Consider the following 15,261-nt stretch of genomic DNA (forward strand, 5'->3'; position numbering starts at 1 on the left):
TCAGCGGGGTTTATGCGCCAGCACGGCGAACATGGTCACCGATAGGTGGACGTCACCGGTTTGGGCGCCCCGTTCCAGATCCGCGATGAGCTGGTCGCGCTGTGCCTCGGTGATGGAACCGCGCGCGACCGCCATGGCGGAGATGCGGTTGACCAGCGCGCCCGCGCCGACTGTCCGGTCCTGTACCAGGGCGTGCGAGCCGACCTCGTCGATAACCAGGCCTGCCTTGGTCAGCAGGCCGGGCAGCCTGCGGCCGGAGAACGGGTTGGTGGTTGCGGCGATCAGGGTGTCGACGACCTCGCGAACCACGTGACGGTCGCCGGGATGCACGATTGCCGTTCCCCAGTCGCTGTCCATCACAACGACGCGGCCACCGGGCCTGAGCACCCGGGCGATCTCGTTGGCGGCACGACTCGGTGCGGTCAGGTGTTGGAACACCCGCTCGCAGAGTGCGGCGTCGAAGGTTTTAGCGCCGAACGGCAGCCCGTAGGCGTCGCCGGAATGGAATTTGGCCGTCGAACCGGCCTGTTCGGCGCGGCGTTCGGCGGAGGCGAGCAGCTGTGGATCGGGTTCGACACCGATCGCGGTGCCGGTCGGGCCGACCGCATCCGCGAAGGCGATGACCTCCGAGCCGGTGCCCGATCCGACATCGACCGCACTCTCGCCGGGCTGCAGCGCCAATGCTTCATGTGCCCACGTGCGCAGTCGGCGGATGCCCGGCAGCGCCGCCTGCAGATCCCGCACGTCGACCAACTGATCCTGGCCCGCGCTATCGAAGCGATCCGGGCGTAACCCCTGCATATTCATGGGCCCGATTCCGTCTCTAGGTATTGCCGTCGTCTGAGGCATGGCGCTGAGCCTACTTCGGCACCGACCGCATCGCACGGCAGGACTGTGAGGTGGGTCACGATTCGGGCGGGCCACCGATCCGGGTGGGCCGGACCACGCAACGGTGCCGAGTGAGATGATCGGAGAAGTCCGGTACCAGCGAAAGGAAGTCCTGTGGCCAAAGCGAAGTCCGCGACTGTCAAGCTGTGTCTCGCCCAGGAGCCGGAGGCGGACAAACTCCTTTCCGAGGATTCCTTCGCGTTGCTGACGGGCATGCTGCTCGATCAGCAGTTCCCGCTCGAACATGCCTTCCGCGGGCCGAAGAAGATCGCCGACCGCATGGACGGCTTCGATATCCAGCGGATCGCCGACGCCGATACCGAGGCGTTCGAAGAACTGTGCGCGACCCCGCCCGCTATTCATCGCTACGGCCGGTCCATGGCTCGCCGCACCCAGGAACTCGCGCGCTATGTGGTCGAGCATTACGACGGCAGGACCCAACGCATCTGGACCCAGGGCGATCCGGACGGCAAAGAGGTGCTGCGCCGTTTGAAGGAACTGCCGGGCTACGGCGATCAGAAGGCCAGGATCTTCCTCGCCCTGCTCGGCAAGCAACTCGGTGTGCAGCCGAAGGGGTGGGAAGCGGCGGCGGGCGCCTACTCCGAAACGGGCTCACGGCGCTCGGCCGCCGATATTGTCGACGGCGAATCCCTTTTGGAAGTAAGGGCTTTCAAGAAGCAGATGAAGGCGGCGGCCAAGAAGTCCTGAGGTCGCTCCGGGTTTGCCTATTCGAATCTGTCTGCATTTTTCCCTCGTGCCCGATTGAGTTCTCGCCGATGCTTTTCCCTCGGTAGCAACACCTAGATGAGGGAACGCAGTACATGAAGATGAGGAAACTCGCCGTCGTCGCGGCGCTGGTGACCATGGCGACCGGTGTGGCCGCGGGCACCTCGGTCGCCGCCCCGGCCGCGACCGAAAGCGACGATAGCGCAATCAATTTCACCGCCGAAGCAGTAGGCGATTCATCGATTATCAAGACCGACGCGGGTTCGCTGGCGGTCGAGGGCGATGTCTTCGAGATCAAGGCCGCCGATGGCACCGTACTCGCGGGCACCCCGCTGCGGTTCCGGATCGATGACTTCGAATTCCCGATCGCCGCACAGATTTCCGATCGCACCGCGACATTGACCCCGCAAATCGATCGCGAACACGCGGTCTACAAGCCGGTCGCGCTGCCCTACGAGGACCAGGCCCCTTGGAAGACCCCATACGACCGTGAGGTCGCGGCCTGGACCCGTCTGACCAGCACCGTCTCGGCGGCGGCCACCATCGGCACGCTGGTCGGCGGTCTCATCGGCGGTGCGGCGGGCTGCGTGCTCGGCGGTATCGCCGGTGCCACGGTCGCCTCGGCAACCATCGTCGGTCTGTTCGGTCCGTTCATTCCGGCCGCCGCCATCGGCTGCCTCGGCGGCATCATCGCCGTTGGTGCCCTCGGCACCCTGGCCGGTCAGATTCTCGTGACCGCGCCGGTCGCGATCGGTGCGGCGATCCAGTACTTCACCACGATCAACCAGCCGTTCGTACCGGCCAAGTAGGTCGCACGGCATCCGTGGCCCACCGTCGCCACGGAAACAGGCCCCGCCCGGTACCTCTCGACTGGGCGGGGCCTTGTTGTGGCGGGGAAGGCTGGGCCGACCCGGCTAGCATGCACTGGCTGTTCAGAGAATCTGGAATCAGAAGGGGCTAGTGATGAGCTTCGAAACCAAGCGTGTTCTGCGGATCGCCCTACTCTTCGCAACGGCCGGCGCCAGCCTGCTGATCGGCGCGGGTACCGCCGCTGCCGACGACTGGCCCTCGGATGGCGGCGGCGCGCTCGAGGTCTATGAGACCAAGAACTTCGCGGTCCAATCCGATCCCGACTACTGGAATCCACTTTCCGACCGGAACCGGTTGACCTCACCGTTCGGTACGAGCACCCGGATCGTCTGCACCAGTTTCCATGGCGTTCAGCAGGATTGCTGGCAGGCAGACCTCGACGGCAACCCGCACAAGCTCAATATCGCCCCGCTCGACCTGCCGTATGCCGGCTCCAGTGGCACCGGCCACTTCGGGCCCAAGCATTACGTCTACCCGGGCTGATCCCGCCACGGACGCAGGCCCCGCTCAATGCTGAGCGGGGCCTTCTTGTGTCGACCGGCAAGATCATGACCTGGTCTTTTATGCGCGCGCATTACTTGCGTTGACATTTAATGCGTGTGCATCTAAATTACCGGACGTGACTATGACAGCTACCGCATCCGATACCCGGACCGCCGCACCTACCGAGCACACCCCGGGCCGTTGGGGCCCGACGTTGTGGGCCGTACTGTTCGTCGCCGGCCTGGCGATGTTCCTCGACGCACTCGACGTCTCCATGGTCGGCGTCGCCCTCCCGTCCATCGGATCCGAACTGGGCCTCGACACCGAGAGCCTGCAGTGGATCGTCAACGGCTACATCCTCGGCTACGGCGGCCTGCTGCTGCTCGGTGGCCGTGCCGCCGATCTGCTGGGTCGTCGACAGGTATTCCTCACGGCCCTGGTGGTTTTCGGACTCGCCTCACTCGCGGGCGGTCTGGTCGACGACGGTGCGCTGCTGATCGCCAGCCGCATCATCAAGGGCGTCGCCGCCGCATTCACCGCACCCGCCGCACTTTCGATCATCACCACCACCTTCAAGGAAGGTCACGACCGCAACCGCGCACTGTCGATCTTCACGGTCTTCGGCGCCACCGGTTACGCCTCCGGCCTGATCGTCTCGGGTCTGCTCACCGGCGTCGACTGGCGATTGACCTTCTACGTCCCGGTGCTGGTGGTCGCGGCCGTGGTGGTCACCGCCTACTTCGTGGTGCCGCGCAATATCGAGAAGGAACAGGGTCGCATCGACTTCGCCGGTGCCGCACTACTGACCGGTGGCATGCTGGCCGCCGTCTACACCATCGTCACCGCACCCGAAAAGGGCCTCACCGCAACGGTTGTCGCGACCGCCGTAATCGCCGTCGCCCTGCTGAGCGCGTTCTTCGTGGTGGAGAACAAGGTGGCCCACCCGCTGGTTCGGCTGAGCATCTTCAAGGTGAAGTCGATCGTGCGCGCGAATCTGGCCGCACTGGCCATCTTCGGCTCCTACATCAGCTTCCAGACGATCGTGTCGCTGTACCTGCAGAACACCCTGGGCTGGACGCCGCTGAAGATGGCGCTGGCCCTGGCTCCGACGGGCATTATCGTGGCGATCCTCTCACCGGTCGCGGGCAAGCTGATCGACCGCTACGGCACCACGCCGATGATCATCGCCTCGATGACCTCGTTCGTGATCGGGTACGTCTGGTTCATCTCCTTCGGTGGTAGCGCCGACCCGACCTACGTCGTGGACTACCTGCCCGCGTTCCTCCTGCTCGGCCTCGGCTTCGCGCTCGGCTTCTCCTCGGTCATGGTGCAGGCCACCGAGGGTATCGCCGACCACGAGCAGGGGCTGGCCTCGGGGCTGGTGCAGACCTCCGGTCAGATCGGTGGCGCGGTCGTGCTGGCCGTGGTCACCGGGCTGATCAGCGGTGGCGCCGCCACCAGCATCGCGCAGTACCGGCCGGGTCTGTACCTGGTCACCGTGGTCGCGTTGGTCGGGCTGATCGCCTCGGCCACCGCGCTGCTGGCCCGTCGTCAGTTGGTCGCGGAAGCGGCGTAACCGAACAGCCCGGGATCGGGCGAGCCAGTCACCCCATGGGGGTCGCCGAAGCGGCGGCCCCCATTCGGCTTTTTCGGACAAATCGTGCTTTGGGCCACATTTTGCCCGGAACCCGGTGCGCGCCAAGGATTTCGGAACGAACCATGCATCCGAGGAGTTCCCGCTCCGCCGATAGGGCTTGGTGCGCGGCGATTTCGGTGTTAACTTTGATCCCATGTCTTCGAGCCGTCCGACCGCACTGCGGGTCACCTACGTGACCGCCGCGCTGGGTCTGCGACTGCCGTTGACTCGCGAACTGTGTTGTTCCTGCTGCAGCTGAGCCGCTCTTTCGGCTCGTGCGCTGCCCCGCCGCCGCACGTGTAGGCACGTCCCGTGGTACGGGACTTCAGCAAGGAATCTTCATATGTCCCTCACCCTTGATCGATCCGGCTCCAGGGTCGTAACCGGTCGTGTCCGTGTCCAGCGCCCCGTCGTCGCGCCGGAACTCCGCATCGCCGACAATCCGGCCGCAGCCGTGCTGCGCGCCGCGACCGGCGGTCCGGTTTCCCGTGACAATGCCGCGCGCACAACGGGTTTGAGCATCGCGACGGTCAACCGCCAAGTCTCGGCGCTCTTGGCCGCCGGACTGCTGCGCGAGCGCCCCGACCTGACCGCATCGGGTGCGGTCGGCCGTCCTCGGGTGCCGTTCGAAATCGACCACGAGGCCTATCTGACCCTCGGCATCCACATCGGCGCCGCGGTCACCAAGATCGTCGCGGCCGATCTGCGTGGGCGCATCCTCGGCGGGCTGGCGATCGCGACGCCGCAGACCGGTCAGGACTTCGCGACCACGACCGTCGCGCGCAGCGCCAAGGCCTTCCTGCAGCGCTGGCATCGGCGCAAACCGCTCTGGGCCGGTGTGGCGATCGGCGGACGGGTCGATCCCGCGACCGGGGTCGTCGATCACCCCAAGCTGGCTTGGCAAGGGGCGCAGGTCGGTTCGGTGCTCGGCGAGGTGCTCGAGCTGCCGGTCTCGGTTGCGCCGCACGTCGAGGCGATGGCCGCGTCGGAACTGCTGTTGCCGACCGGCGAGCCGCGCGGGACCACTGGTCCCGGCAGCAGCCTGTACTTCTACGTTCGCGAAACCGCCGGTATCGCAGTGACTTTGGACGGCCGGGTGCATACCCCCAGCAGCGGCCCCGGTTCGATCGCGCACTTCCCGACCGGCTCCGATGTCGAATGCGCCTGCGGACGGCGCGGCTGCCTCGAGGTGACCGTCGGTGATCGGTCGCTGCATGCCAGAGCCGTTGGGCGCGGGATCATTCCGGCGCACAAGGGCACCGGCGGCAGCACCATCGCCGACCTGTACCGCGCCGCCGAGGCGGGCGCGGCGGATGCGCAGGAGTTGCTCGCCGAGCGCGCCACCATCCTCGGACACACCGTCGCGATGGTCCGCGACATGCTCAACCCGGACCGGGTGATCCTCGGCGGCCAGGCCTTCACCGGCTACCGCCCAGCGGTCGCCCACGTCGCCCGCGCTTTCACCCAGTCCTCCCAACTCCCACCGACCGACATCCGCATCAGCGGATTCGGCGGCAAGGTGCAGGAATTCGCGGCAGTGGTCACCTCACTCAGCGCCATCTACGCCGATCCCCTCGCCGCGATCCGCCGCACGGCGCTGAACGACTGACAGTCGCCTGCAGGTCTTCTCGCCTACTTCAGGAAGTAGGCGAGAAGACCGGTCAGGAACGGCGCCAACGTCGTGAACGCCGCTCGCAATTGTGCTGTCGCCGTATCGGCGAGGCCCATCAGCTCAGTGAGTCGATTGCGTCCCGACGTTCACTGGTCATCGGGCAGTTGCGGATCGCCCGAGGCGTCGGTCCGAACGATGGGAGACGACGCGTCGAGAATCCGCGCACCGTCCGCCTGCCAGCACAGATGCGGTCGCCGCCGCGAGCGTGTCCAGTGGCTGAACTGCGATGAACCGAACCCGTGCGCGCACAATCCAAATGACCGCGACCGCCCGGCCACATCGCGACGGCGACAAGCACGAGGGCGATGCCGATCCGCACCGCGCTCGGTTGGAGCCGGCCCCAGAACATCCGCGGCATCGCGGCGGTTCCCGCGATGGTGAGCAGGTACAGCGCGGTCAATGCGGATAAGCTCGCGCTTGGATATCTGGTGCGAAGTTCACGCAGCATCGGAGCGGTGAAAAGGTTCCCGCAACCGCCATCCCGACAGTGATCCCGATCATCATGCGCCACAGGGAGTACGCGGGCCCATCGCTGAACGGCGCATGCCGGCCGCGGTCCAGTCCGCCGACGATGAGCCAGCAGGCACCGGCGGCGGCCACCGTCAGGACCACAATGCCGATCGGATACCAAAACCGTTGCGCGAATGTCTTGTTCAGATCGATGGTCGGCAGCTCCGACTCCAACGCACTCTGCCGTCCGGACACACAAACGAGCGGCCGGGAGCAATGCAATCACAACGAGGCCCGAGCGGCTGGTCTTCCGCGATCGGTGGACGGGTGCCGACGAAATTGCTCGGTTCGCGGGATGCTCCGAGGACTTACGTGAAGAGAGCCTCGAGGGCGGTGATGAAGTACGGGAAGTGGCCTGCGAAGCGTTGCAGGTTGCGGTCGCGTTCGAAGGTGCCGAACCAGTAGAGGCCGGGCTGGGAGTCGGCGGCGAGGTTCAGGTCGCGGAAGGTGCGGATCCAGTTGTCGGCGCGGCCGCCGATCACCATGAACGGCAGCGCACGGGAGAAGACCAATTCCTGGTCGGCGGGCGGGATCTGGTCGCGGGTGGTCGCGTCGAGGCCGCGCTGCAGTGCGCGGATCCGGCCGACGAGTTCGCGGCCCTGGGCCGTGCGCACCGGTAGGAATCGCGGCAGCAGTACCGTCGCGACGCCGGCGAGCAGGATCGCGACGCCGACCAGTGCGCTGCCCGAGGTGAGCGCCAGAGCGATGGTCGCGGCGATACCGGCGAGGATCAGTGTCCCACCCAACAGGATCGGCAATCCGATGCGGGCCCGATCGATGAACGCGCCGCGTTCGACCGCATCGGCGAGCATTGCGCTGCGCACCGTTTGGGACTGCATGCGTCCCGGTGCACGCAACTCGCCGACGGTCACCGAATCGGTGCCGTCCGGCAGCAGTGCGCGGTAAACCGCCTTCTCGTACGCGCGCAGCTGGTCATCGGGTGCGTTAACCCGGTCGATGCGCCAATCGCTATCGCTGACGGGCGTGATCCAGATGTACCGGCGCACGGCGAGGTCGATCACCGTCGCGGCGATATCGCTCGGATCGGCATGTTCGTCGAGCAAGACGCCCGCCTCGCCGGGCAGGATGCCGTCCGGCGAGGTGAACTGGACCCGCGTACCGTCGCGCAGCAGCGGATCGATCGTCGCTGAACCGGCTGTGGCGGCGGCGTTTTCCCGCCTGGTCTTGACCACGTAGCCCGCCATCGCGGCCAGTGCGAGCAGCAGCACACCGAATGCGACGAGCACCGGAGTCGTGAAGGAGAAGGCGCCGGCCTCGCTGTTGTCGCGAACATCGGCGTTGGCGGGCACCGTGCCGGGCGGCAGCTGCAGGGTCAGGTCGATATTGTCGCCCTTGCGCAGGTCGGTCTGGCGCCAATAGAGCACTCCGTCCGCCTCGATCTGCAGATCGGAGCACTGGCGCAGATTGCCGGGCGGGCCCAATTTGCAGTCCACCACGCCCATTTCGTAGCTCGGGCTGATCAGTGATGCATCGATCGATGCGACATCGGCATTGATGGTGCCGAGCCAGCGGAAGACCTGGGTACCGGGTGCGTCGCTGACCGTATTGTGGATCGCGTAGGTGAACGTCGATTCGCCCGGCTTGGCATCGATGGTGAACAGATCGTTCGCGACCGTCGCGGTGCCGGGGCCTTTGGTATCGACATCGGTGACTTTGAAGACGCGTTCGACATCGTCGCCGACCTTGAGGCGCAGCGGCAGAGTCATTTTGAAGCCGCTGTCGGCGGGGACGGTCACCTTCTCGGTGACCTCGAGCACACCCTCGCGGCTCAGTTTCAGATCCGCGACAATATCGACACCATCGGTTGCGGGCTCCGTGTGGGCTATCGGTGCGGCGGCGAGCATTCCCGCAGCGGCGAGAAGCAGCGCGCTCGCGGCGCCCCCCCGAAAAGTCAGCATGGCTGCCTACTCTAGACAAGTTGCTAAGCTGCGTCAGCAGCCCGGCGCGAGCGACGGGCCCGCAGGCGGTAGCGCAGCGTGACCACGAAGGGCCCCGGGAGCGCCGCAAATTCAATACCGCAGGCGATCATGAGACGAGGGGGTACGGGGGACGTGACCCAACCACCGTACGGCTACGGGCCGGTTCCGCTTGGTGGACAACCGGTTCCGCCGCGTCCCGGTTCGCCGTATGGGCAGCCCGGATACCGTCCTGCGCCGGGGCAGCCCGTTTATGGTCAGCCCGGATATGGCCAGCAGCCGGGTTATCCGCCCGGTTACGGCCAACCCGGGTATGGTCCGCCGCCGGGTTATGGCCAACAGCCCGGTTATCCGGCGCCCGGATACGGACAGCGCGCGCCCATGCCGCCACCGACGCCCTACGGCCCACCCGGACGTCCACCGCAGAAGCGCAAGGGCGGCGGCGGCTGGATCGCGCTGCTGTTGATCATCGTCTTCGTGGTCGCGGGTGGCCTGGTGCGTGGCGCGTTTTCGCACGGCAGGCTCAGCAGCACCGCTTCGGGCCCCGGCCCGAGCATGACCTACACCCCGGATTCGAACGGCGGAGTATCGGAGACCGGAACCAACCCGCTGCTGACCGATCCGAACACCACCTTGATTCCGGCGAAGTGCTCGTACGCACCGTGGAGCACGCAGGTGGACGCCGCGCGCAAGTTCTTCGAGACCGCCGCGAGCTGCCTGGAGTCGGCATGGAAACCCGTACTGGCACAGAAGAATCTGCCGTTCCAGTCGCCGACGCTGAATGTCAGCGCGAGCACGGACGGCATCACCACGCCGTGCACCGGCTCCACGAGTAATTTCGCCGCGTTCTACTGCCCGGCGAACAAGACGATCTACATGCCGCTCAGCCAGCTGCAGACCGATCTGTTCAAGGACAACTGGATCGTCTACCTGTCGGTCTTCGCCCACGAGTACGGCCACCACGTGCAGGCGATGGCCGGAATCCTGCGCAAGGCCAACAGCGATCGCGTCGACGCGGGCGTGCGCAGTGAGAAGGGTTTGGAGCTCTCGCGCCGAATCGAGTTGCAGGCCAACTGCTTCGACGGCATGTATCTCGGCTCCTCGGCCAATGGCGGTTCGCTGACCACGGGGCAGATGACCCTCGCCCGCCGCGACGCTCACGGCCGCGGTGACCAGCGCGGGGATATGCGCGATCACGGGACCGCGGACAACGGCGGCACCTGGTTCGAGATCGGTGTGGACAAAGACCGTGCGGCACAGTGCAATACGTTCACCGCGTCGGCCAGTTCGGTGTCGTGACCAGGTGACGCAGCCGCCCCGCGGCTATGGTTCGCCGCCCGGATATCAACCCGCACCCGGATACCAGCAACCGCCGGGATATGGCACGCCACAGGGTTATCCACCCGGTCCTCCTCCGCCCTACGCGGCACCGTACGGTCCGCCGATGCCGTATCAGCGGCCGGGATATCCGCCGCGTCCGTACCCGCCGCGACGCCGGAGTTCGGGTGCTGGGCTCAGTGCGCTGCTCGGTGTGCTGACGGTCGTCGTCGTGGTCGTCGGACTGCTTGTCTCATCGGCGATTTCGGCCGATAACGAGAACAAGCGGCACCGCCCGTCGGCCTACCCGCCGCCGACGCCGAGCTACACCTACACTCCGCCGACTTCATCGACGTCCTCGCCGATCCCGACATCGAGCGTAGCGGTGACCACCAGTCGCGCCGCCGCGCCGCCGACGACGAAACCCGCTGGGCTGCAACCGGTTGCCAAAACCGGTGACAACCCGCTGTTCAGTGACAGCGACTCGGGTATGGTCAATGCCGAGTGCAGTTATCCGGCCTGGTCCGCGACTGTCGATGCCGCCACCCGGTTCTTTCAGGCTGCCGCCGCCTGTCTCGATAAGAAATGGCGTCCCGCTCTACAACGCGCCAACCTGCCGTACTCCAGCCCGGCTGTGAGCGTGCCGGCACGCGGGGCGGACGCGGCGTCACCATGCGGCTCCGGCAGTGCCAATTGGGCAGCATTTTATTGTTCGGCGAACCACACGATCTACATGCCTCTGGACAAGATCCAGATCGAGCGGTACGGCAACGATACGGTCATCTACTTGACGGTTTTCGCGCACGAATACGGCCATCACGTGCAGGCGATCTCCGGCATTACCCAGGCAATGAGCAGTCAGCGTTCCGACGCGGGGGCGCGGAGCCCGATCGGGCTGGAACTGTCGCGTCGCATGGAGTTGGAGGCGCAGTGCTTTGCCGGAATGTACGTCGGCACCTCGGTCGTCGATGGTGCCTTCGACAAAGCGGAGCAAAGCAGAACGACAGCGGATCAGTACGGGCGTGGAGATAAATCCGGCGACGCCCGCGATCACGGCACCACCCAGCACTACGGGGCGTGGTTCGAGCAAGGTCAGAACTACGACCGGACATTTCAGTGCAACACTTGGAATATGTCGTCGGACGAGGTGTCCTAGCGAGCGCTTTCGCGCCCCCGGTGGATCAGTGATCGCCACCCGGGGTCTGCCCGAAGTGCCCCTCGCCCAAGCGCCGCGGCGCATGTCCGTGCACGCCTTCGGCATACGCGGTCTCCGCATGCAGTGCGAAGTCGATGCCCGCGGACTCGTCTTCCTTGCTGACCCGGAATCCGAGGAACCGGTCGATCGCCTTGCCGAGCACGAAGGAGACGGCGAACGCATACGCCGCGACCACCAGCACGCCGACCAGTTGCTTGCCGAACTGCGCGAGTCCGCCGCCGTAGAACAGGCCCTCGACACCACCGGTCATCACCTGATTGGCCAGCAATCCGATCAGCAGCGTGCCCACGATGCCGCCGACGAAGTGCACGCCGACCACATCGAGTGAATCGTCGTAGCCCGCCTTGAATTTCCAGCCGACCGCGAACGAACACACCACACCCGCGGCCAGACCGACGATGAGCGATCCGAGCGTATTCACCGAACCGCACGAAGGTGTGATCGCGACCAGACCGGCAACCACACCCGAGGCCGCACCGAAGGTGGTCGGCCGACCGTCGCGGATCTGCTCGACCGCGAGCCAGCCGAGCATGCCCAGACAGCCCGCGACCAGAGTGTTCAGGAATACCGCGGCCGCAATACCATTCGCCGATAGTGCCGACCCGGCATTGAAACCGAACCAGCCGAACCAGAGCAGACCCGCCCCGAGCAGTACGAACGGCAGGTTGTGCGGACGCATCGCATCGGTCTTGAAGCCGATGCGCGGGCCGAGCACAAGGGCCAGCGCCAGCGCCGAGGCGCCGGAGGCAATCTCGACGACCATGCCGCCCGAGTAGTCGAGCGCGCCGAAGGAGGCCAGCCAGCCGTCCGGTCCCCACACCCAGTGCGCGATCGGCACATAGACCACCAGCGCCCACAGCGGCACGAACACCATCCAGCCCGCGAATTTGGCGCGGTCCGCGATCGCACCGCTGACCAGTGCCGCGGTCAGGATGGCGAAGGTCAGCTGGAAGGTGGCGAACAGCAGTTCCGGAACGGTGCCGTGAACGGAATTCGGATCGATGCCCGCCATCCCGAAGTGGCCGAGATCACCGATCAGGCCGCCGCCCGCGTCCTCGCCGAAGGCCAGGCTGTAACCGGCCAGCAGCCACACCACGGTCACCAGCGGGATCGCGATGAAGTTCATCATCAGCATGTTGAGTACGCCGGTCGAGCGCACCATCCCGCCGTAGAAAATCGCCAGCGCGGGCGTCATCAGCAGCACCAGGGCCGTGCTGACGAGCAGCCAGGCGGTGGCCGCGGGATCGATGGTTGGGGACACGGGGTAACTCCTTCCACGCTTGCATGCGTTGCGAAGAAGTTACCGAATGCTCACATCGTCGCTGGGTGTCGGCCCAGACAGTTCAGCGCCGCGCCTTCTTGGCCAAGGCGCGCAGACCGCGTCGCCCGGGCACCGGAAGGTCCTCGCTCTCGGCCATCCATTCGGCGGTGGTGAGCCACCGGCGCTGGATGCGCGCGTCGGCGGTGTCGTGGAAGAGCCGGCGGCCGCGATCGTCGCGCAGGTCGTGGGCGAGGGTGGACCAGCGCGGCGCGCGGTCATTTTCGGCCACATAGTCGCGCAGGTAGGTCGCGACGATCGTGCCGATCGTATTGACCGGTCGCAGCGAGACCCGATTGCCGTACTTGGCGGAGTAGAAACGTCTCGCGGCGCAAAGCGATCCGGCATTGGCATTGGAGGCGATCCAGCCGGCGCGCTGTGCGCGCTCGATCAACCACAGGTGTTTCACCGCGGTCGGGGCGATATCGCCGATCCGGTCCCGGATCAGTGTCATCACCGGTTCGGACTGCAGTACGTCACGTCGGGTGGGGCCGGCGCCGTGCGCGAGCCAGTGGTCCTCGGCCAGCCGGGCGAGTACGCGGCCGAAGTCATCGATGCTGCGCTGGGCCCGGCGGCCGAGGCGTTCGATGCGTTCGGCCTCCCGGCGCATCTCGTTCTGCGCCGTGAGAGTGCGGATCGCCGCCATGGTCGGCACCTGGCCGCGTTCCAGTAGTTCGAGGATGGCGGCCGCGGTCGACGGATCGGCGGCTGCGGCCACCGGTAGCGAATCGCGCTTGATCGCGAAGTCCTGGGGGCTGATTGCCCGGCTGAGCAGGTCGACGGCGGCATGGTCGTCGGCGAAATCGGTGCTCGAAAGCCAGGCGGCGGCGATGTCGTCACACGACGGCACGGTGGAAATTTCCTCCGGTGGAAGTGGTGTGAGTTCGGCGAAAAGCGCCGGAATTGTGGATCTCAGGTTGTGCCCCGGTCGGGATGAGGGACCGGCCGGGGCCACCAACCTGATGAAGGTTTGGCTACCGAAGTTGCCGAGAACCACGGTAGCCAGGCGATTGCGTCCATGTCATGCACGTTGATTGATTCGTTATCTCCACAAATAGCTTCAGAACCGGGGCGCGAGTTCAACTAATCGCCGCTAAGTGCACTGGACGGGCACCAAAATTCAATGTTCGTCCGTTCTCGATCTTCGATTGCTCCGACTTTGCCGCCTTCGGCGCTGATCAGTGGGGGCTAACGAAGATTCGAGCATCCTGTGATCTACATCACATCACTGTCGCGAAACGCCCGGCATCGCGCCGCGCCCGGCCTGTCGGTCGAGGGGAATGTGCTTTGTCGGTGGGCGCCGGTAACCTCTGGCCGTGGCTCTGTACCGGAAGTACCGACCGGCAACGTTCGCTGAAGTGGTGGGTCAGGAGCACGTCACCGACCCGCTGAGTACCGCACTCGACACCGGTCGCATCAGTCATGCCTATCTGTTCTCCGGTCCCCGGGGCTGTGGCAAGACCTCCTCGGCGCGCATCCTCGCGCGCTCGTTGAACTGTGTGCAGGGCCCGACCTCGACACCGTGCGGCGTCTGCCCGTCTTGTGTGGCGCTGGGACCGGGCGGTCCGGGGAATCTGGATGTGATCGAACTGGACGCCGCGAGTCACGGCGGTGTCGACGACACTCGCGAACTGCGCGATCGAGCGTTCTACGCGCCCGCGGAGTCGCGGTATCGGGTGTTCATCGTCGACGAGGCGCATATGGTCACCACGGCCGGGTTCAATGCGCTGCTCAAGATCGTCGAGGAGCCGCCGGCTCATCTGATCTTCATCTTCGCCACCACCGAGCCGGACAAGGTGCTGTCCACCATCCGGTCCCGCACGCACCACTATCCGTTCCGGTTGCTGCCGCCCGCCACCATGCGCGGACTGCTCGGCAAGATCTGCGAGCAGGAGCAGGTGCCGGTCGAGGAAGCGGTGTATCCGTTGGTGATTCGCGCGGGCGGTGGGTCGCCGCGCGACAGCCTGAGCGTGCTCGATCAGCTGCTTGCGGGCGCCGGTCCCGAGGGCGTCACCTATTCGCGGGCGGTTTCGCTGCTCGGTGTCACCGATGTCGCGCTGATCGACGATGCGATCGACGCGCTCGCCGCCGGTGACGGTGCTGCCCTCTTCGGCACCATCGACCGTGTCATGGAGGCGGGTCACGATCCGCGCCGCTTCGCCGTCGACCTGCTCGAACGTTTGCGCGACCTGATCCTGCTGCAGGCTGTCCCCGATGCCGCCGACCGCGGCCTGGTCTCCGGCCCCGGCGATGTCCTGGACCGCATGCGCGAACAGGCCGAACGCACCGGCCCGGCCACCCTGGCCCGGCACGCCGAACTCCTGCACGATGGGCTCGGCGAAATGCGCGGCGCCACCGCCCCGCGCCTCCTGCTCGAAATCGTCTGCGCCCGCATGCTCCTCCCATCGGTATCCGACGCCGAATCCGCAACCCTGCAACGCCTGGAGCGGCTCGAACGCGGCATAGCCGCCGGAGCAGTGGCGCCGCCCACCGCCGCAGCCCCATCCGCTCCGACACAGCCCGAAGCCCCGGCCCAATCGGCACCGCCGCGTTCGTCCAACGAACCTCCCCGTCGCCGAGGCGCGGAACTCCTCGCCGCCGCCCGCCGCGAAAAGGACGCCACCCGCGCAGGCGCGAGCCCAGCGAGCGCTCCCGCGCAGGCTGGTGCTGCCGCGCAGGCTGGTGCTG

General features: G+C 66.3%; 13 protein-coding genes. 8 read left to right on the forward strand and 5 right to left on the reverse strand.

Annotated features, from left to right (window positions below; genetic code table 11):
* On the reverse strand, positions 1–807 hold the full coding sequence (locus ACFYOW_RS33560) for a class I SAM-dependent methyltransferase (RefSeq protein ID WP_387294089.1): 807 nt from the start codon (positions 805–807) through the stop codon (positions 1–3).
* 195 nt (positions 808–1,002) lie between these two features.
* Between ACFYOW_RS33560 and ACFYOW_RS33565 the strand changes: the two genes are divergently transcribed.
* From ACFYOW_RS33565 to ACFYOW_RS33585, 5 genes are all read left to right on the forward strand, one after another.
* Entirely contained in the window at positions 1,003–1,596 is a 594-nt protein-coding gene (locus ACFYOW_RS33565) for an HhH-GPD-type base excision DNA repair protein (protein WP_387294090.1), read from the forward strand.
* Between the two features lie 113 nt (positions 1,597–1,709).
* Positions 1,710–2,423, forward strand: coding sequence for a hypothetical protein (locus tag ACFYOW_RS33570; RefSeq protein ID WP_387294091.1), 714 nt, complete (start codon positions 1,710–1,712; stop codon positions 2,421–2,423).
* A gap of 154 nt (positions 2,424–2,577) precedes the next feature.
* Positions 2,578–2,967, forward strand: coding sequence for a hypothetical protein (locus ACFYOW_RS33575; protein WP_387294092.1), 390 nt, complete (start codon positions 2,578–2,580; stop codon positions 2,965–2,967).
* 142 nt (positions 2,968–3,109) lie between these two features.
* Positions 3,110–4,543: an MFS transporter gene (locus ACFYOW_RS33580; protein WP_387294267.1), complete on the forward strand. Its 1,434-nt coding sequence runs from the start codon at positions 3,110–3,112 to the stop codon at positions 4,541–4,543.
* Positions 4,544–4,946: 403 nt separating this feature from the next.
* Complete coding sequence (locus ACFYOW_RS33585; RefSeq protein WP_387294093.1) at positions 4,947–6,212, forward strand: ROK family protein; 1,266 nt, start codon at positions 4,947–4,949, stop codon at positions 6,210–6,212.
* Positions 6,213–6,671: 459 nt separating this feature from the next.
* Here ACFYOW_RS33585 and ACFYOW_RS33590 read toward each other — a convergent pair whose 3' ends face one another.
* On the reverse strand, positions 6,672–6,980 hold the full coding sequence (locus ACFYOW_RS33590; RefSeq protein WP_387294094.1) for a hypothetical protein: 309 nt from the start codon (positions 6,978–6,980) through the stop codon (positions 6,672–6,674).
* A gap of 113 nt (positions 6,981–7,093) precedes the next feature.
* Positions 7,094–8,704 carry a DUF2207 family protein gene (locus ACFYOW_RS33595; protein WP_387294095.1) on the reverse strand — a complete coding sequence of 537 codons (1,611 nt, stop codon included), beginning with the start codon at positions 8,702–8,704 and terminating at the stop codon, positions 7,094–7,096.
* A gap of 153 nt (positions 8,705–8,857) precedes the next feature.
* Between ACFYOW_RS33595 and ACFYOW_RS33600 the strand changes: the two genes are divergently transcribed.
* Positions 8,858–10,021 (forward strand): neutral zinc metallopeptidase, encoded by a 1,164-nt coding sequence (locus ACFYOW_RS33600; protein WP_387294096.1) that lies wholly within the window; start codon positions 8,858–8,860, stop codon positions 10,019–10,021.
* A 145-nt stretch (positions 10,022–10,166) separates the two neighbouring features.
* Positions 10,167–11,195 carry a neutral zinc metallopeptidase gene (locus ACFYOW_RS33605; protein ID WP_387294097.1) on the forward strand — a complete coding sequence of 343 codons (1,029 nt, stop codon included), beginning with the start codon at positions 10,167–10,169 and terminating at the stop codon, positions 11,193–11,195.
* Positions 11,196–11,220: 25 nt separating this feature from the next.
* Here ACFYOW_RS33605 and ACFYOW_RS33610 read toward each other — a convergent pair whose 3' ends face one another.
* Positions 11,221–12,516 carry an ammonium transporter gene (locus ACFYOW_RS33610; protein WP_387294098.1) on the reverse strand — a complete coding sequence of 432 codons (1,296 nt, stop codon included), beginning with the start codon at positions 12,514–12,516 and terminating at the stop codon, positions 11,221–11,223.
* A gap of 82 nt (positions 12,517–12,598) precedes the next feature.
* Positions 12,599–13,570: a hypothetical protein gene (locus tag ACFYOW_RS33615; protein ID WP_387294099.1), complete on the reverse strand. Its 972-nt coding sequence runs from the start codon at positions 13,568–13,570 to the stop codon at positions 12,599–12,601.
* A gap of 319 nt (positions 13,571–13,889) precedes the next feature.
* On the opposite strand from ACFYOW_RS33615, the gene ACFYOW_RS33620 reads away from it, so the two are divergent.
* Positions 13,890–15,261 (forward strand): DNA polymerase III subunit gamma and tau (locus tag ACFYOW_RS33620; RefSeq protein WP_387294268.1); only part of this gene is annotated, 1,372 nt, incomplete at its 3' end.

This window comes from Nocardia sp. NPDC006982 (assembly GCF_042869435.1).
In the GTDB taxonomy this organism is placed as follows: domain Bacteria; phylum Actinomycetota; class Actinomycetes; order Mycobacteriales; family Mycobacteriaceae; genus Nocardia.

Excerpts from the sequence above, each read along its gene's own strand:
- ACFYOW_RS33605 (WP_387294097.1), top strand. The coding sequence starts at position 10,167 with ATGCCGTATCAGCGGCCGGGATATCCGCCGCGTCCGTACCCGCCGCGA.
- ACFYOW_RS33570 (WP_387294091.1), top strand. The coding sequence starts at position 1,710 with ATGAAGATGAGGAAACTCGCCGTCGTCGCGGCGCTGGTGACCATGGCG.
- ACFYOW_RS33560 (WP_387294089.1), bottom strand. The coding sequence starts at position 807 with ATGAATATGCAGGGGTTACGCCCGGATCGCTTCGATAGCGCGGGCCAG.
- ACFYOW_RS33575 (WP_387294092.1), top strand. The coding sequence starts at position 2,578 with ATGAGCTTCGAAACCAAGCGTGTTCTGCGGATCGCCCTACTCTTCGCA.
- ACFYOW_RS33580 (WP_387294267.1), top strand. The coding sequence starts at position 3,110 with ATGACAGCTACCGCATCCGATACCCGGACCGCCGCACCTACCGAGCAC.
- ACFYOW_RS33595 (WP_387294095.1), bottom strand. The coding sequence starts at position 8,704 with ATGCTGACTTTTCGGGGGGGCGCCGCGAGCGCGCTGCTTCTCGCCGCT.
- ACFYOW_RS33585 (WP_387294093.1), top strand. The coding sequence starts at position 4,947 with ATGTCCCTCACCCTTGATCGATCCGGCTCCAGGGTCGTAACCGGTCGT.